Annotated in this window: 16 protein-coding genes; 13 read left to right on the forward strand and 3 right to left on the reverse strand. The window is 71.6% G+C overall.

Features of this window, described 5'->3' with window-relative positions; all coding sequences use genetic code 11:
* Positions 1-5: 5 nt before the first annotated feature.
* From nuoI to rarD, 13 genes are all read left to right on the forward strand, one after another.
* On the forward strand, positions 6-581 hold the full coding sequence (gene nuoI / locus OG500_RS22195; RefSeq protein WP_327068435.1) for an NADH-quinone oxidoreductase subunit NuoI: 576 nt from the start codon (positions 6-8) through the stop codon (positions 579-581).
* Positions 578-1,474: an NADH-quinone oxidoreductase subunit J gene (locus tag OG500_RS22200; protein ID WP_327068436.1), complete on the forward strand. Its 897-nt coding sequence runs from the start codon at positions 578-580 to the stop codon at positions 1,472-1,474. The genes nuoI and OG500_RS22200 overlap by 4 nt, the downstream gene beginning before the upstream one ends.
* Positions 1,471-1,770, forward strand: a complete 300-nt coding sequence (gene nuoK, locus OG500_RS22205; protein WP_327068437.1) for an NADH-quinone oxidoreductase subunit NuoK — start codon at positions 1,471-1,473, stop codon at positions 1,768-1,770. Before OG500_RS22200 ends, nuoK begins: the two co-directional genes overlap by 4 nt.
* Positions 1,771-1,779: 9 nt before the next feature.
* On the forward strand, positions 1,780-3,675 hold the full coding sequence (gene nuoL / locus OG500_RS22210) for an NADH-quinone oxidoreductase subunit L (protein WP_327068438.1): 1,896 nt from the start codon (positions 1,780-1,782) through the stop codon (positions 3,673-3,675).
* 28 nt (positions 3,676-3,703) lie between these two features.
* Positions 3,704-5,335 (forward strand): NADH-quinone oxidoreductase subunit M, encoded by a 1,632-nt coding sequence (locus OG500_RS22215; RefSeq protein WP_327068439.1) that lies wholly within the window; start codon positions 3,704-3,706, stop codon positions 5,333-5,335.
* Between the two features lie 17 nt (positions 5,336-5,352).
* The gene (nuoN, locus tag OG500_RS22220; protein WP_327071634.1) at positions 5,353-6,972 is read left to right on the forward strand and encodes an NADH-quinone oxidoreductase subunit NuoN; all 1,620 of its coding nucleotides are present in this window, start codon (positions 5,353-5,355) and stop codon (positions 6,970-6,972) included.
* 188 nt (positions 6,973-7,160) lie between these two features.
* Positions 7,161-8,171: a polyprenyl synthetase family protein gene (locus OG500_RS22225; RefSeq protein ID WP_327068440.1), complete on the forward strand. Its 1,011-nt coding sequence runs from the start codon at positions 7,161-7,163 to the stop codon at positions 8,169-8,171.
* Positions 8,172-8,238: 67 nt separating this feature from the next.
* A complete protein-coding gene (locus tag OG500_RS22230; RefSeq protein WP_327071635.1) occupies positions 8,239-8,898 on the forward strand; it encodes a response regulator transcription factor in 660 nt (219 codons plus the stop codon).
* 322 nt (positions 8,899-9,220) lie between these two features.
* Complete coding sequence (locus OG500_RS22235) at positions 9,221-11,080, forward strand: 2-oxoacid:acceptor oxidoreductase subunit alpha (protein ID WP_329587670.1); 1,860 nt, start codon at positions 9,221-9,223, stop codon at positions 11,078-11,080.
* A complete protein-coding gene (locus OG500_RS22240) occupies positions 11,067-12,140 on the forward strand; it encodes a 2-oxoacid:ferredoxin oxidoreductase subunit beta (RefSeq protein WP_327068441.1) in 1,074 nt (357 codons plus the stop codon). The genes OG500_RS22235 and OG500_RS22240 overlap by 14 nt, the downstream gene beginning before the upstream one ends.
* A 74-nt stretch (positions 12,141-12,214) precedes the next feature.
* A complete protein-coding gene (locus OG500_RS22245; RefSeq protein WP_327068442.1) occupies positions 12,215-13,108 on the forward strand; it encodes an RNA polymerase sigma-70 factor in 894 nt (297 codons plus the stop codon).
* A gap of 100 nt (positions 13,109-13,208) precedes the next feature.
* Positions 13,209-13,565 carry a hypothetical protein gene (locus tag OG500_RS22250; RefSeq protein WP_329582783.1) on the forward strand — a complete coding sequence of 119 codons (357 nt, stop codon included), beginning with the start codon at positions 13,209-13,211 and terminating at the stop codon, positions 13,563-13,565.
* 136 nt (positions 13,566-13,701) lie between these two features.
* Positions 13,702-14,673 carry an EamA family transporter RarD gene (rarD, locus tag OG500_RS22255; RefSeq protein WP_329582786.1) on the forward strand — a complete coding sequence of 324 codons (972 nt, stop codon included), beginning with the start codon at positions 13,702-13,704 and terminating at the stop codon, positions 14,671-14,673.
* Here the strand turns inward: rarD and OG500_RS22260 are convergent.
* The 3 genes from OG500_RS22260 to OG500_RS22270 are packed head-to-tail and all read right to left on the reverse strand — an operon-like array spanning position 14,663 to position 17,870.
* Complete coding sequence (locus OG500_RS22260; protein ID WP_329582789.1) at positions 14,663-15,556, reverse strand: ABC transporter permease; 894 nt, start codon at positions 15,554-15,556, stop codon at positions 14,663-14,665. The two genes, rarD and OG500_RS22260, sit on opposite strands and share 11 nt — an antisense overlap.
* Positions 15,543-16,568 (reverse strand): ABC transporter ATP-binding protein, encoded by a 1,026-nt coding sequence (locus OG500_RS22265; protein WP_442907050.1) that lies wholly within the window; start codon positions 16,566-16,568, stop codon positions 15,543-15,545. The genes OG500_RS22260 and OG500_RS22265 overlap by 14 nt, the downstream gene beginning before the upstream one ends.
* Positions 16,569-17,870 (reverse strand): LolA family protein, encoded by a 1,302-nt coding sequence (locus OG500_RS22270; protein WP_329582792.1) that lies wholly within the window; start codon positions 17,868-17,870, stop codon positions 16,569-16,571.
* Positions 17,871-17,941: the final 71 nt, after the last annotated feature.

A 17,941-nucleotide genomic window follows, 5' to 3' on the forward strand; every position in this document is an offset into this window, starting at 1 on the left:
CCGAGATGCCAGAGTCCGACGACAAGCCGTCGCTGCTGGGACCGGCCGCCGGCTTCGGCGTGACCTTCAAGGCCATGTTCAAGAAGCGGCTGACCGAGCAGTACCCGGAGCAGAAGAAGCCCACCGCCCCCCGCTTCCACGGCCGCCACCAGCTCAACCGGCACCCGGACGGCCTGGAGAAGTGCGTCGGCTGCGAGCTGTGCGCCTGGGCCTGCCCCGCGGACGCGATCTACGTGGAGGGCGCCGACAACACCGAGGAGGAGCGCTACTCCCCGGGTGAGCGCTACGGCGCGGTCTACCAGATCAACTACGCCCGCTGCATCCTGTGCGGGCTGTGCATCGAGGCCTGCCCGACCCGCGCGCTGACCATGACCAACGAGTACGAGCTGGCCGACTCCTCGCGGGCCGACCTGATCTTCACCAAGGAGCAGCTGCTGGCCGGCCTGACCGAGGGCATGGTCGAGGCGCCGCACGCGATGTACCCGGGGACCGACGAGGGCGCCTACTACCGCGGCGAGGTCACCCACGCCGCGCCCGGCACCGAGACCCAGGAGCGCCACGAGCGGGAGGTGAGCTCATGACCTCCACCGGCGAGGCGGTCCAGTTCTGGGTGCTCGCGGTGATCGCGGTCGGCGGCGCGCTCGGCATGCTGCTGATGCGCAAGGCCGTGCACAGCGCGCTCTGCCTGGCCGCCACCATGCTGGCGCTGGCGGTCTGCTACCTGGCCCAGGGCGCGGTCTTCCTGGGCGTGGTGCAGATCGTGGTCTACACCGGCGCGATCATGATGCTCTTCCTCTTCGTGGTGATGCTGGTCGGCGTGACGGCCGCCGACTCCCTCAAGGAGCAGCTCAAGGGCCAGCGGATCGCCGCCGTGCTCTGCGGCCTGGGCTTCGGGGCGCTGCTGATCGCGGGCATCGCCAACGCCAGGCTCGGCCACTTCACCGGCCTGGCCGAGGCGAACGCCGAGGGCAACGTGCAGGGCCTGGCCCGGCTGATCTTCACCAAGTACGTCTGGGCCTTCGAGGTCACCGGCGCGCTGCTGATCACCGCGGCGGTCGGCGCGATGCTGCTCACCCACCGCGAGAGCGTCGAACCCCGGCTCACCCAGCGCGAGTTGGCCGCTCAGCGGATCAAGGACAACAAGCAGATCCCGCCGCTTCCGGCGCCCGGCGTCTACGCCCGGCACAACGCGGTGGACATCGCGGGCCTGCTGCCGGACGGCACCATCGCCGAGGACTCGGTGATGGCCACCCTGCGCGAGCGCGGCCAGATCCGCGACGTCAGCCAGGACATGCTGCACCGGATGGCCGAGCTGGAGAACGCCACCTCCGAGTGGCTGGGCCGCCCGCCGTCCGAGCGGCCGGTGCCGGCCCAGGACGCGGGGCAGGGCCGCGCGGCGCTGACCGCCGCGCTGACGAAGGAGAGCCCGACGAGGGAGACCCCGAACCGGGACGATGCGGAGGAGGCGGAGTGAACCCGGTCAACTACCTGTATCTCGCGGCCCTGTTGTTCACCATCGGGGCCAGCGGGGTGCTGATCAGGCGCAACGCCATCGTCCTGTTCATGTGCGTGGAGCTGATGCTCAACGCCGCCAACCTCGCCCTGGTCACCTTCTCCCGGCTGCACGGCAACCTGGACGGCCAGATCCTGGCCTTCTTCACCATGGTGGTCGCCGCCGCCGAGGTCGTGGTGGGCCTGGCGATCATCGTGAGCATCTTTAGGACCAGGCACTCGGCTTCGGTCGACGACAGCAACCTGATGAAGCTGTAGGGGCCCTAAGTGAACTCTCTCATTCCGCTGCTCGTGGCGGCCCCGCTGCTCGGTGCTGCCGTGCTGCTGCTCGGCGGCCGTGCCCTGGACCGCTTCGGCCACTGGCTGGGCACCTTCGCCGCGCTGCTCTCCTTCGTCTTCGGACTGGTCCTCTTCTTCCAGATGCTCGGTCGCCCGACCGACCAACGAGCCGTCAGCGAGCACCTGTTCAGCTGGATCCCGGTGGCCGGCTTCCAGGCCGACGTCTCCTTCCAGCTCGACCAGCTCTCGATCACCTTCGTGCTGCTGATCACCGGCGTCGGCACCCTGATCCACCTCTACTCGGTGGGCTACATGGCGCAGGACGAGCGCCGGCGCCGGTTCTTCGGCTACCTCAACCTCTTCCTGGCCGCCATGCTGCTGCTCGTGCTGGCGGACAACTACCTGCTGCTGTACGTCGGGTGGGAGGGCGTCGGGCTCGCCTCGTACCTGCTGATCGGCTTCTGGCAGCACAAGCCGAGCGCGGCCACCGCCGCCAAGAAGGCGTTCATCGTCAACCGGGTCGGCGACGTCGGCCTGTCGATCGCGATCATGCTGATGTTCACCCAGTTCGGCAGCTTCGCCTTCGGCCCGGTCTTCGCCACCGCGCACGAGGCGAGCCAGGGCAGGCTGACCGCGATCGGCCTGATGCTGTTGCTCGCGGCCTGCGGCAAGTCGGCCCAGGTGCCGCTGCAGAGCTGGCTCGGCGACGCGATGGAGGGCCCGACCCCGGTCTCCGCCCTGATCCACGCGGCCACCATGGTGACCGCCGGCGTCTACCTGATCACCCGCTCGAGCGCGATCTTCGACCTGGCGCCGGACGCGCAGCTCGCGGTCGTCTGCGTCGGGGCGGTGACGCTGATCTTCGGTGCGATCGTCGGTTGCGCCAAGGACGACATCAAGAAGGCGCTGGCCGGCTCGACCATGTCGCAGATCGGCTACATGATCCTGGCCGCGGGCCTGGGTCCGATCGGCTACGTCTTCGCGATCATGCACCTGGTCACCCACGGCTTCTTCAAGGCCGGGCTCTTCCTCGGCGCCGGGTCGGTCATGCACGGCATGAACGACGAGGTGAACATGCGTCACTACGGCGGCCTGCGCAAGTACCTGCCGATCACCTTCGTCACCTTCGGGCTCGGCTACCTGGCCATCATCGGCTTCCCGGGGCTGTCCGGCTTCTTCTCCAAGGACAAGATCATCGAGGCCGCCTTCGCCAAGGGCGGCACCGAGGGCTGGATCCTGGGCGCGGTCACCCTGATCGGCGCCGCGGTCACCGCGTTCTACATGACCCGGGTGATGATCCTGACCTTCTTCGGCGAGAAGCGCTGGCAGCCGGACGCGGAGGGCCACGAGCCGCACCCGCACGAGTCGCCGCGGACGATGACCATCCCGATGATCGTGCTGGCCTTCGGTTCGGTCTTCGCGGGCGGCCTGTTCAGCGTCAACAGCTCCTTCCTGCACTGGCTGGAGCCGGTCACCGGGCACAGCGAGGGCCACTCGCCGCTGCCCTCGATCGCGATCACCCTGCTCACCACCGCCTGCATGCTGGCCGGCGTGGGGCTGGCCTACCTGGTCTACGGCCGCACCCCGGTGCCGGTCGTCGCGCCGGTCGGCTCCGCCCTCACCCGCGCGGCCCGCCGCGACCTGCTCCAGGACGACTTCAACCACGCCGTCCTGGTCCGCCCCGGCTCCGCGCTGACCGCCGCGCTGGTCTTCTTCGACAGCAAGGGACTCGACGGCGTCGTCAACGGCCTGGCCGCCACCATCGGGGGCGTCTCCAGCCGGCTGCGCCGGGTGCAGAACGGCTACGTCCGCTCCTACGCCCTGTCCATGTTCGGCGGCACGCTGGTGCTGGTCGCCACCACCCTCCTGATGAGGTCCGTATGACTATGACGCATCGTCAGGAGGCCTGCGCATGAGCTTCCTGCTGACCACGACGTGTGCCGTTCCGGCCGTCGGGGCGGTCCTCACCGCCGCGCTGCCGGCCGGCACCAGCGACACCCGCCGGCGCACCACCAAGATCACGGCGCTCGCCTTCTCCGCCGTCACCCTCGCGCTCGCCGCCCTGGTGGCGAGCGACTTCAAGAGCGGCGGCCCGCGCTACCAGCTCACCGAGTCGCACAGCTGGATCCGCGCCTTCGGGATCAGCTTCTCGCTCGGCGTGGACGGCATCGGCGCCGTGCTGGTGCTGCTCACCGCGGTGCTGGTGCCCTTCGTCATGCTGGCCTCCTGGCACGACGCGGACCCCGCGCCCACCCCCGAGGGCAACTCCGACCCCAACACCTTCGAGGGGCGCCGCCGCACCCAGGGCTTCTTCGCCCTGATCCTGGCGGTCGAGGCGATGGTGATCGTCTCCTTCCTGGCCACCGACGTCTTCCTGTTCTACGTCTTCTTCGAAGCCATGCTGATCCCGATGTACTTCCTGATCGGCGGCTTCGGCGACCGGGCGGGCGGCCCCGAGGCGGCCCGTCAGCGCTCGTACGCGGCGGTCAAGTTCCTGCTGTACAACCTGCTCGGCGGCCTGGTCATGCTGGCCGCCGTGATCGGCCTCTACGTGGTCGCGCAGAACCAGGGGCAGGGCACCTTCGACCTGCAGACGCTGACCTCCTCGATCGCGGACGGCAAGCTGGTCATCGACCCGACCGCCCAGCGCGCGCTCTTCCTCGGCTTCTTCTTCGCCTTCGCCGTCAAGGCCCCGCTGTGGCCGCTGCACACCTGGCTGCCGAACGCGATGGGCGAGTCCACCGCCGGCACCGCCGTGCTGATCACCGCGGTGGTCGACAAGGTCGGCACCTTCGCGATGCTCCGGTTCTGCCTGGGCCTGTTCCCGGACGCCTCCAAGTTCTTCGCGCCCGCGATCCTGGTGCTCGCCGTCGTCGGCATCATCTACGGCGCGCTGCTGGCGGTGGGTCAGAAGGACATCAAGCGGCTGGTCGCCTACGCCTCGATCTCGCACTTCGGCTTCATCATCCTGGGCATCTTCGCGATGACCAGCCAGGGCCAGAGCGGCGCCACCCTCTACATGGTCAACCACGGGATCTCCACCGCGCTGCTGATGCTGGTGGCCGGCTTCCTGATCTCGCGCCGCGGCTCGCGCCTGATCGCCGACTTCGGCGGCGTGCAGAAGGTCGCCCCGGTGCTGGCCGGCACCTTCCTGGTCGGCGGCCTGGCCACCCTCTCGCTGCCCGGACTCGCGCCGTTCGTCAGCGAGTTCCTGGTCCTGGTCGGCACCTTCACCCGCTACCCGGTGCTGGCGATCATCGCGACCCTGGGCATCGTGCTGGCCGCGCTCTACGTGCTGGTGCTCTACCAGCGCACCATGACCGGGCCGGTGAAGGCGAGCGTCAGCGGCATGGCCGACCTGAAGGCGCGCGAGGTGCTGGTGGCCGCGCCGCTGATCGCGCTGACCCTGGTCCTCGGCGTCTACCCCAAGCCGCTCACCGACCTGGTGAACCCGGCGGTGGCCGACACCCTCTCCCAGGTCCACCGGACCGACCCGGCCCCGGCCCACCCGGTGGCCATCCCTGCCGGAGGTGAGCAGCAGTGACTGTCCACAGCTTGTGGATGGCGGCGGCCGGTGGCAACACACCGAGCATCCCCGCCCCGCACATCGAGTACGGCCAGCTCTCCCCGATGCTGGTGGTCTTCGGCGGTGCCGTGGCGGGCATCCTGGTGGAGGCCTTCGTGCCGCGCCGGTTCCGCTACGTCACCCAGGTGACGCTGGCGCTGGCCGGGCTCGCCGGAGCCTTCGTCGCGGTGCTGGTGCTGGCCGCCCAGGGCTACGGCACCACCAGGAGCGGGCTGCTGGCGATGGGCTCGGTGGCGCTGGACGGGCCCGCGCTCTTCCTGCAGGGCGTGATCCTGCTGGCCGCCGTGCTCGCCGTGCTCCTCTACGCCGAGCGCCGCCTGGACCCGCGCCCCGAGGGCGTGCCGGTCGACCCCTTCGTCGCCCAGGCCTCGGCGACCCCCGGCAGCGAGCAGGAGAGGCAGGCCACCCGGGCCGGCTTCGCAGCCACCGAGGTCTACCCGCTGACCCTCTTCGCGGTCGGCGGCATGCTGCTCTTCCCGGCCGCCAACGACCTGCTGACCATGTTCGTGGCGCTGGAGGTCTTCTCCTTCCCGCTCTACCTGCTCTGCGCGCTGGCCCGCCGGCGCCGGCTGCTCTCCCAGGAGGCGGCCGTCAAGTACTTCCTGCTGGGCTCCTTCGCCTCGGCCTTCTTCCTGTTCGGCAGCGCGCTGCTCTACGGGTACGCGGGCACCTTCCGGCTCCCGGAGATCGCCGACGTCATCTCCGGCAACGCCCCGGTCACCCCGGCGCTGGCGGTCACCACGCACAACGACGCGCTGCTGCTGATCGGCCTGGCGATGGTCGGGGTCGGCCTGCTCTTCAAGGTCGGCGCGGTGCCGTTCCACGCCTGGACCCCGGACGTCTACCAGGGCGCCCCGACCCCGGTCACCGGCTTCATGGCCGCGGCGACCAAGGTGGCCGCCTTCGGCGCGCTGCTGCGGCTGTTCTACGTGGCCTTCCCCGGACTGCGCTGGGACTGGCGCCCGGTGATGTGGGGTGTGGCGATCCTCACCATGATCGTCGGTGCGATCCTGGCGGTGACCCAGCAGGACGTGAAGCGGCTGCTGGCGTACTCCTCGATCGCGCACGCCGGCTTCATCCTGACCGGCGTGATCGCCACCAACCGGCAGGGCCTGGGCGCGGTGCTCTTCTACCTGCTGGCGTACTCCTTCGTCACGCTGGGCGCCTTCGCGGTGGTCACCCTGGTGCGCGACTCCAAGGGCGAGGCCACCCACCTGTCCAGCTGGGCCGGGCTCGGGCGCCGCTCGCCGCTGCTCGCCGCGGTCTTCGCGCTCTTCCTGCTCTCCTTCGCCGGCATCCCGCTGACCAGCGGATTCACCGGTAAGTTCGCGGTCTTCCAGGCCGCGGCGGCGGGTGGGGCGACCCCGCTGGTGATCGTCGGTGTGCTCAGTTCGGCGGTCGCCGCGTTCTTCTACATCCGGGTGATCGTGCTGATGTTCTTCTCCGACCCGCAGCCCAATGGCCCGGCGGTGGCGATCCCCAGCGTCTTCACCACGATGGCGATCTCGCTCGGCGTGATCGTCACGCTCGGCCTCGGGCTGCTGCCGCAGTACTTCCTGGACCTCGCGTCCAGGGCGGCGCTGTTCGCCCGCTGAGCCGCCCCGCGAGGCGGTACCGATGACAGGCCGGGTCCGGGGCGCACACCCCGGACCCGGCGCGATCTTCGCCGCGCTACCCGCACGCCCGTACAGTGATCCACTCGTGACCGGATACGCTGCTGGGGATGGCAGCGGCCGCAACAGGGACCGGACCGCATGATCGACCGGCGACAGGAGTGGTCTTCGTGACCGTCGTGGAACCCTTCGGGCTCAGCGTGCAGGACCGCGATCTGAACCGTGACGTCCAGGCGGGGCTGCAGGCGGTGGAGGCCGCGATGGCCGAGGCCGTCAAGAGCGAGCTCCCCCTGGTCCAGGTCACCGCGAGCCACCTGATCAAGGCCGGCGGCAAGCGCTTCCGCCCGCTGCTGGTGATGCTGGCCGCCCAGTTCGGCGATCCGTACGCGCCCGGCGTGGTGCCGGCCGCCGTGGTCGTGGAGCTGACCCACCTGGCCACGCTGTACCACGACGACGTGATGGACGAGGCCCCGGTGCGCCGCGGCGTGCCCACCGTGAACGCCCGCTGGGACAACTCGGTGGCCATCCTCACCGGCGACTTCCTCTTCTCCCGCGCCTCCCAGGTGCTCTCGGAGCTGGGCACCGAGGCGGTGCGGATCCAGGCCGACGCCTTCGAGCGCCTGGTGACCGGTCAGATCCTGGAGACCGCGGGCCCCGGCCCCGGCGACGACCCGCTGGACCACTACCTCGAGGTGCTGGCCGGCAAGACCGGCGCGCTGATCGCCGTCTCCGGGCGCTTCGGCTCGCTGATGGCCGGTGCCGAGCCCTGGGTGGTGGAGATCCTCACCCAGTACGGCGAGAAGATGGGCATCGCCTTCCAGCTCGCCGACGACGTGCTCGACATCGCCAGCGACGGCCACGAGTCCGGCAAGACCCCCGGCACCGACCTGCGCGAGGGCGTGCCCACCCTGCCGGTGCTGCTGCTGCAGTCGATGCCGCTGGACGAGAGCGACCCGGAGGACGCCCGGCTGCGCGAGCTGCTCGAGCAGGACCTGACGGACGATCAGCTGCACGCCGAGGCGCTGCGCCTGCTGCGCCGCCACCCCGCGCTGGAGCGGGCCCGCCGCGAGACCCTGCGCTACGCCGAGGAGGCCCGCGCGCTGCTCGACCCGCTGCCCGAGGGCCCGGCCAAGGCGGCCCTGCAGGGGCTCTGCGACGCCGTCGCGATCCGTACCATGTGAGGCGTGGCGCCACCGAGCGCCATGCGGCACCACAGGGCACCACATCGCGGGGGAGAAGCATCACATGCTGCGCGTCGTCATCGCCGAGGACTCGGTCCTGCTCCGGGAGGGCCTGACCCGGCTGCTCACCGACCGCGGTCTCGAGGTGGTCGCCGGGGTCGGGGACGGCGCGGCGCTGCTCAAGGCGGTGCACGACCTGGCCGAGGCCGGCGCGCTGCCCGACGTGGTGGTGGCCGACGTGCGGATGCCGCCCACCCACACCGACGAGGGCGTGCGGGCCTGCGTGACGCTGCGCGGCCTCTACCCGGGGCTCGGGGTGCTGGTGCTCTCCCAGTACGTGGAGGAGCAGTACGCCTCCGAGCTGCTGGCCGGCTCCACCCGCGGGGTCGGCTACCTGCTCAAGGACCGGGTCGCCGAGGTGCGCGAGTTCGTGGACGCGGTGGTCCGGGTGGCCGGCGGCGGCACCGCGCTGGACCCGGAGGTGGTCCAGCAGCTGCTCAGCCGCAGCCGCAAGGGTGACGTGCTGAGCCGGCTGACCCCGCGCGAGCGCGAGGTGCTCGCGCTGATGGCCGAAGGGCGGACCAACGCGGCGGTGGCCAAGACGCTGGTGATCTCCGACGGCGCGGTGGAGAAGCACGTCAGCAACATCTTCCTGAAGCTGGGCCTGGCGCAGAGCCCCGAGGACCACCGCCGGGTGCTCGCGGTGCTCACCTACCTGAATTCCTGACGCCGCCCTGACGCCGCGCTGCCGTCCACCTGAATTCCTGACGCCGCCGTGACACCGCGCTGACGCCGCGGTTCCTGGGCGCTGACGCGGAAATACTCAAGGGAATGCCTTTGCTGTAGTTACATCCCAGCGAATCACCACCCGCATAGGATTCGATCGGTGCACCAGGCGGACGGGGCACACGGCTCACGCCCGCGGCTGGTACCCCTGAGGGAGGTTCGCGGCAGTGACCAGCGAGGTCGATCAGGTAGCAGCAGTAGGGGGCAGTCCGAGCGACCCACCAGGTCGGCCGGACGCGGCGGCGCCCCGGCGGCCCAAGCCCATTCGTCGGGTCGACCGGGTGATCATCCGCTTCGCGGGGGACTCGGGCGACGGGATGCAGCTCACCGGTGACCGGTTCACCTCGGAGACCGCCTCCTTCGGCAACGATCTGTCCACTCTGCCCAACTTTCCCGCCGAGATCCGGGCGCCCCAGGGCACCCTGCCCGGGGTCTCCAGCTTCCAACTGCACTTCGCCGACCACGACATCCTCACCCCCGGCGACGCGCCGAACGTGCTGGTGGCGATGAACCCGGCGGCCCTGAAGGCCAATCTGCCCGACCTGCCGCACGGCGCCGAGATCATCGTGGACACCGACGAGTTCACCAAGCGGGCGCTGGCCAAGGTCGGCTACGCGGCCGACCCGCTGGGCGACGGCTCGCTGGACGCCTTCCATCTGCACAAGGTGCCGCTGACCACGCTGACGCTGGAGGCGCTCAAGGAGAGCGGGCTGGCCCGCAAGGACGCCGAGCGGGCCAAGAACATGTTCGCGCTCGGTCTGCTCTCCTGGATGTATCACCGGCCCACCCAGGGCACCGAGAGCTTCCTGCGGACCAAGTTCGCCAAGAAGCCCGCCATCGCCGAGGCCAACATCACGGCCTTCAAGGCGGGGTGGAACTTCGGCGAGACCACCGAGGACTTCGCGGTCTCCTACGAGGTGGCCCCGGCCAAGCTGCCCGCCGGCACCTACCGCAACATCTCCGGCAACCTGGCGCTGGCCTACGGCCTGATCGCCGCCGGGCAGCGCTCGGGCCTGCCGCTCTTCCTGGGCTCCTACCCGATCACCCCGGCCTCCGACATCCTGCACGAGCTCTCCAAGCACAAGAACTTCGGCGTGCGCACCTTCCAGGCCGAGGACGAGATCGCGGGCATCGGGGCCGCGTTGGGCGCGGCCTTCGGCGGCGCGCTGGGCGTGACCACCACCTCGGGCCCCGGTGTGGCGCTCAAGTCGGAGACGATCGGCCTGGCCGTCTCGCTCGAACTGCCGCTGCTGGTGGTGGACATCCAGCGCGGCGGCCCCTCCACCGGGCTGCCCACCAAGACCGAGCAGGCCGACCTGCTGCAGGCGATGTTCGGGCGCAACGGCGAGGCGCCGGTGCCGATCGTGGCGCCGGCCACCCCGGCCGAGTGCTTCACCGCCGCGCTGGAGGCCGCCCGGATCGCGGTCACCTACCGCACCCCGGTCTTCCTGCTCTCGGACGGCTACCTGGCCAACGGCTCGGAGCCCTGGCGGATCCCGGCCGTCGGTGAAATGCCCGCGATCGAACCGGACTTCGCGAGCGGCCCGAACACCCCCGAGGGCGAGTTCTGGCCCTACAAGCGCGACCCGCAGACCCTCGCCCGGCCCTGGGCGGTGCCCGGCACGGCCGGTCTGGAGCACCGGATCGGCGGCATCGAGAAGCAGGACGGCACCGGCAACATCTCCTACGACCCGGCCAACCACGACCTGATGGTCCGCACCCGGCAGGCCAGGATCGACGGCATCACGGTGCCCCCGATCGAGGTCGACGACCCGGACGGCAAGGCGCGGGTGCTGGTGATCGGCTGGGGCTCGACGTACGGGCCGATCACCGCGGCGGTGCGCCGCCTGCGCGCCGACGGCGGTCACATCGCCCAGGCGCACCTGCGCAACCTCAACCCCTTCCCGGCCAACCTGGGCGCCGTGCTGGGCAGTTACGACAAGGTCATCGTGCCCGAGATGAACCTCGGCCAACTCGCCCTGCTGCTGCGGGCCAAGTACCTGGTGGACGCCCAGTCCTACAACCAGGTGCGCGGACTGCCCTTCAAGGCGGCGCAGTTGGCGGACGTGCTGTGGGCGGCGATCGGAACGCTGGACGGGAGCGACGACGATGAGTGCCACTGACAATCGGGGCTTCCCCTCGCTGAAGCTGGTGCCCAAGGCCGATGCGCCGCAGAGCGCCAAGGAGTTCAAGACCGACCAGGAGGTGCGCTGGTGCCCCGGGTGCGGGGACTACGCGATCCTGGCGGCCGTGCAGTCCTTCATGCCGGAGCTCGGCATCCGCCGGGAGAACACCGTCTTCGTCTCCGGGATCGGCTGCTCCTCGCGGTTCCCGTACTACATGAACACCTATGGCGTGCACTCGATCCACGGCCGCGCCCCGGCGATCGCCACCGGACTCGCCGCCTCGCGCCAGGACCTGAGCGTCTGGGTGGTCACCGGCGACGGCGACGCGCTCTCGATCGGCGGCAACCACCTGATCCACGCGCTGCGCCGCAACGTCAACCTGAAGATCCTGCTCTTCAACAACCGGATCTACGGGCTGACGAAGGGTCAGTACTCGCCCACCAGCGAGGTCGGCAAGATCACCAAGTCCACGCCGATGGGCTCGCTGGACGCGCCGTTCAACCCGCTCTCGCTCGCGCTCGGCGCCGAGGCCACCTTCGTGGCGCGCACCATCGACTCCGACCGCAAGCACCTGACCTCGGTGCTGCGGGCGGCGGCCGAGCACCAGGGCACCGCGCTGGTGGAGATCTACCAGAACTGCAACATCTTCAACGACGGTGCCTTCGAGGTGCTCAAGGACCCGGCCACCGCCGAGCGGGCGCTGGTCCGCCTGGAGCACGGGCAGCCGATCACCTTCGCCGGGCAGGGCGTCTTCCGCGACCGGGCCACCGGCGAGCTGACCGTCGCCGAGCTCACCGAGGCCAACCAGGCCGAGGTGCTGGTCCACGACGCGCACGCGGCCAGCCCGGTGACGGCCTTCGCGCTCACCCGCCTCGCCGACAACACGGGACATGGGCAAGAGGGCCTGCACCACACGCCGATCGGCGTGCTGCGCGATGTCGAGCGCCCGGTCTACGACACGCTGATGGCCGACCAGCTGGAGACCGCCGTCGAGCAGCGCGGGGCCGGCGACCTGGCCGCCCTGCTGGCCGGCAAGGACACCTGGACGGTGGCCTGAGCCACCCCGCTCCCGGCGGTTCTCCCGCCCCCCGGTCCTTGCCGGGGGGCGGGAGCCGCTGGCAGCCTGGGTGGGTGATCGAATCCCGCGCTGACGACCCCTTCCTCGACAACCGGCGGCTGCTGTTCGCCACCGCCTACCGGCTGTTGGGCAGCGTGGCCGACGCCGAGGACATCCTGCAGGACGCCTGGCTCAAGTGGGCCGCGGTGGACCAGGCCGCCGTCGAGCACCCCAAGGCCTACCTGGTGCGGACCGTCAGCAACCTGGCGCTCAACAAGCTCACCTCGGCCCAGGCCCGCCGCGAGTCCTACGTCGGCCCCTGGCTGCCCGAGCCGCTGCTGACCGCGCCGGACGCCGCCGAGTTCGCCGAGGTCGCGGACTCCGTCTCGCTCGCGATGCTGGTGGTGCTGGAGTCGCTCAGCCCGCTGGAGCGCGCCGTCTTCGTGCTGCGCGAGGTCTTCGACTACTCCAACGCCGAGATCGCCCAGGCGCTGGAGAAGTCGGAGGCGGCCGTGCGGCAGACCGCGCACCGCGCCAAGGAGCACGTGGCCGCCCGGCAACCGCGCTTCGAGACCGACCCGGGCCGGCGCCGCGAGGCGACCGAGCGCTTCATGGCGGCCTGCGCCACCGGCGACGCGGCCCGGGTGATGGAGCTCCTGGCCCCCGAGGTGACCGCCTGGTCGGACGGCGGCGGCGTGGTGCGCGCCGCCCGCCGCCCGCTGCACGGGCCGGACCACGTGGCCCGCTGGCTGCTCGGCGTGCTGGCCAAGCCCGAGATGGTGGGCGTGCTGGCCGAACCGGCCTGGATCAACGGCGAACCGGCGATGCTCTTCACCAAGGACGGCGCCCCGATCGGCAGCCTCACCGTGGAGATCCGCGACGGCCTGCTCCACGAGCTGCGCGCCCAGGTCAACCCGGCGAAGCTGCACGGCCTGAGCGGCCCGGCTCCCTGGGAGCGGGTGGGCTAGGGCTGTCCGGCAAGATCCGCCGGACAGGCCCTTGCTTGGGCCTGTCCGGAGCGGGGCGTAGCCTCTGCGGCAGGCGAAATCGCGTCCTTCGGGGGGAATCGTGCCGAGTGTCCTTGTCTACTTTCTGATCCTCGTCTCGTTGGCGCTGGCCCTGCGGGCGTCGCGGGCGACCAGGGCCGCGAAGCAGGCGGCGGCCTCGGCGGCGCAGGCGCAGCGGCTGGTGGCCGAACTGACGGCGGCAGCGACGCCGGCGCCGGTGTCGCTCGGCAAGCCGCGGACGCCCGGGCGGGCCGAGCTGCGCGCCGTCCTCTACACCGATCTGGTGCAGGTGCTCGGCCGCCGGGCGGCAGCGGAGCTGTCGTCCCGGCCGGCGCCGGTGGATGCGGTGCCCGCGCCGGTGGATGCGGTGCCCGCGCCGGTCGACGCGGTGCCCTGGTCCGCGCGCTCCTGGTCATGACCGGCCTGCCATGACCGACCTGGTCATGGCTGCCGGCTCTGTCATGACCAAACTATGAGAACGGAGATGACAAGCCCGGCTCCCGCCCGCTACCGTCGCCACGACACACGTGCGCCGAGCGGAGAAGAGGCCTGCCATGGCACCGGAGACCCGAGGGAGCCAGGGCAGCCAGCGGGAGCTGGGCCGCGGCGTCTGGCTGGGCGTGGCCGCGTACGGCATGTGGGGCCTGTTCCCGCTCTACTGGCCGCTGCTGGAGCCCACCGCCTCCGGGGACATCCTGGCCAACCGGATGTGCTGGTCGCTGGTCGTGGCCGTGCTGATCCTGACCGTCCGGGGCCACTGGTCCTGGCTGCGCCCGCTGCTGGGCCAGCCGCGCCGGCTCGCGCTCTCCGCGCTCGCGGCGGCGGCGATCTCGCTCAACTGGGGCGTCTACATCTGGGGCGTGAACTCCGGCCACGTGGTGGAGACCAGCCTCGGCTACTTCATCAACCCGCTGGTCACCATCGGCTTCGGCGTCCTGCTGCTGAAGGAGCGGCTGCGCAGCGCGCAGTGGGCGGCGGTGGGGATCGGCGCGCTCTCCGTCGTGGTGCTGACCATCGGCTACGGACGGCTGCCGTGGATCGCGCTCACCCTGGCGCTCTCCTTCGCCGTCTACGGGCTGCTCAAGAAGAAGATCGCGCTCGGCGGGCTGGAGAGCTTCGCGCTGGAGACCGCCTTCATCTTCCCCTTCGCGCTCGCCTTCCTGATCTACCGCTCGGTCACCGGCCACGCCGTCTTCGGCCACGGCGCGGGCCACTTCACGCTGCTCCTGCTGACCGGCCCGATCACCGCGGTCCCGCTGCTCATGTTCGGTGCCGCCGCGATCCGGATCCCGCTCTCCACCATGGGCCTGCTGCAGTACCTGGCGCCGGTCTTCCAGTTCCTCTGCGGCGTCCTGTACTTCCACGAGGCCATGCCGCCCGCCCGCTGGGCCGGCTTCGCGCTGGTCTGGGCGGCGCTCGCGCTGCTCACCTGGGACGCGTTGCGCCGGATGCGCACCGACCGGGCGCTGCCGGCCGACGCCGGGGCGCCGGCCGTGGCCCCGGCGTCGGCCGGCGTCACGCGGTGATGTCCCGGCTGGTGAACCGGGCCCAGGCGGCCGAGCCGAAGACCGCCACGTAGAGCGCCTGCAGGCCCAGGTCCTGCCAGACCCCGTGCCAGTACATCGGCTGCCGCAGCAGGTCGCCGAAGGAGAGCCAGTAGTGGGTCAGCAACCAGGGCTGGACGGCGTGCAGCTGCGGGAAGCTGTCCAGCACCTGGACGATGACCACCAGCCCGACCGTGCTCGCCATCGCGGCGATCCCGCTGTTGGTCAGGGTGGAGATGAAGAGCCCCACCGCCACCAGTCCGGCCAGTGAGAGCGCCACCACGCCCGAGATCAGCACCACCCGCAGCAGCGCCGCGCCCAGCCCGATGGTGTCGCCGGAGAGCAGCGTGACGTCGCCGACCGGAAACAGGATCGATCCGATGATCAGCCCGGAGAGCGCGACCGCGAGCGTCGCCGCCACGCAGAAGGCCATCGCCGTGGTGAACTTCGCCGCCAGCAGCCGGGTACGCCCGGCCGGGGCGACCAGCAGGTAGCGCAGCGTGCCGGTGGCGGCCTCGCCGGCCACCGAGTCGCCCGCCACCACGCCCACCGTCATCGGCAGGAAGATCGGCAGCGAGGTGGCCAGCGCGGTGAAGGTCAGAAAGACGCCGTTCTGGGTCACCTGGGCCAGGAACGCCGGGCCGCCGTCGCCGCCGCGCATGTTCCCGGTCTCCAGCCGCACCACCACGCCGATCAGGATCGGCACCACGGCCAGCACGCCGAGCAGCGCCATCGTGCGCACCCGGCGGAAGGTCAGCCCCAGCTCGCTGCGGAACAGCGCCAGGAACCCGGGCACCGTCTGCGACCGCGGCCCGGCGGCCACCGCCGCCGCCACGGCCGCCGGTGCGGTCTCAACCCGCGACATCGAAGCCCTCCCCGGTCAGCGCCACGAAGGCGTCCTCCAACGTGCCCCGCTCCACCCCGAAGCCGCGCACCCGCACCCCGGCCGCCACCAGCGCCGCGCACAGCCCGGGCAGCGCCTCCTCGTCGTCCAGGGCGCCCGACTCGCCGTCCACCCGGCCCTCGCCGACCCGCAGGCCGGTCACCCGGTGCTCGGTCAGCACGGCCAGCGCCGCCTCGGTGTCCGCCGTGCGGACCACCAGCCGGCCCTGCGCCCGGGCGGCCAGCTCGGCCACCGTGCCCTGCACCACCAGCCGGCCCCTGGACATCACCGCGGCGTGCGTGCAGACCTGCTCGATCTCGTCCAGCAGGTGGGAGGAGAGGAAGACGGTGGTGCCCTCCGCCGCGACCTCGCGCACCAGCGCCCGGATCTCCCGCATGCCCTGCGGGTCCAGTCCGTTGGTCGGCTCGTCCAGCACCAGCAGCTCGCGCGGCTGCAGCAGCGCGGCGGCCAGGCCCAGGCGCTGCTTCATGCCCAGCGAGTAGGCCCGCGCCTTCTTGCCCGCGGCGGCGGCCAGCCCCACGCGCTCCAGCGCCCGGGCCACCCGCTCCTTGCGGGTGCGCGGGTCGGAGGTCGGGTCGGCCGAGTCGTAGCGGACCAGGTTGTCGCGCCCGGAGAGGTAGCCGTAGAGCGCGGGCCCCTCGATCAGCGCGCCGACCCGGGGCAGCACCTTGGCCGAGGCCTGCGGCATCGGTGCGCCGAGCACGGCGGCCACCCCGGAGGTCGGGGCGATCAGGCCCATCAGCATCCGGATGGTGGTGGTCTTGCCCGAGCCGTTCGGGCCGAGGAACCCGAAGACGCTGCCGCGCGGCACGGTCAGGTCCAGCCCGTCCACGGCCAGCTGCCCGCCGGCGAAGCGCTTGGTCAGACCCTGGGTACGGATCACCGGCGGGCCGCCGACGGGGGCCGTGGCCGCCTCGGCGACCCGGCCCCCCTCGGCGGTCTCCGCCGTGTCGACGGCCGGAGACAGCGTCACTTACTTCACTCCCGCCGCGGCCTGGAGCACCGGCAGGGTGACCGCACCGGCGTAGACGCGGTTGTCGTCGGTGATCAGCACGTTGACCACCTTGGTGCTGATCAGCGTGCCGCCGGCCACCGGCTTGCCGAGCGACTTGACCAGCTCGGCGGCGCTGGGCAGCTGCTTGTGGTGCCCGGTGCCGCTCTGCGGAGCGGCACCGGTCGCGGCGGGGAGCGCGAACGAGACCACGCTGGTCCAGTCGCTGCCGATCACCTTCGCGCCGTTCGCGGTGCCCGGCCGCTGCGCGACGTCAGCCTCGTCCTTCCCGTGCTGCGCGGGGGCCTGCTCGACCACCTTGGCGCCCTTGGGCGGGGTGAAGTCGAAGGTGCTCGCACTCGGCCGGGTGAACGAGACGTCGCTGAAGTGCGCGTCCAGCACGGTGCTGCCCGAGGTCGAGGTGGCGACCACCGCGAGCGGGGTGCCGGTGGCGGAGTCGACGGCGACCTTCACCTCGGCGATCGTCGAGCCGGACTGCTTGGGCTTGACGCTCAGCTGGTAGGCGCTGCGCCCGGCCACCGTGGTGGTGCCGGCCACCGAGACGTCCGAGCTGCCCGCGCTGTCGGCCAGCACCTGCTGGGCGGCCTGCTGCGGGGTGGTCGGCACCCCGTCGAGCGGACCCCTGGGGTCCTTGGCGTGCCCGGCAGCGTGCCCGGCGGCGTCCTTGGCCGTGCGCGGCCCGCCGGCCAGGTGCAGCGCCTGGTTGCTGGCGCTGTCCCAGGCCCAGGCCTGGTCCCCGTTGTGGATCAGGTCGTACTCGGCCAGCGGCTCCACCAGCGCGACGCGCTGCTTGTCCGGGCCGTCGGCCGCGATCCGCAGCGTGTGGTCCCCGGCCAGCAGCGCGGTCAGCTTGGCCTGCGGGTCGGCGGCGGCAGCGCCGTTGCGCTCCCGGGCCTGGCCGCTGCCGCCCGCCGCCCCCGCGGCGTTCGCCGTCCCGGCGAGCCCGCCCTGCCCGGCCAGGTCGAGCACCTGGCTCGGGATGCCCAGGTCGGTCGAGACCTGGACGGTGCCGCTCAGTGCCTGCGTCTGATCGGCGAACACCTTCGTGATGAGCTGCTGGGCCGTCACCTGAGGCAGTGTCGGCGCGTCCGTGCTGGCCAGCGCCGGCACCACGGCCACGCCGGTGGCCGCGAGGGCCGCGACCGAGAGCGGTACCAGTACCCGCACGGCGGTGCGGCGGCGCGCGCGGTAGGGGCGGGCGAACGGGTCGTCACCGCCCGGCTGTTCCTCGTTGCTGTCGAATCCCGCGTACCCGGTCGTCATCGCGTCAGCCCCTCCGTAGCGCTCTGCGTTCTGCCGTTCCCTTGTACGTTCCATTAGAGCCCGCACAGGGC

Source organism: Kitasatospora sp. NBC_01250 (assembly GCF_036226465.1).
GTDB lineage: Bacteria > Actinomycetota > Actinomycetes > Streptomycetales > Streptomycetaceae > Kitasatospora.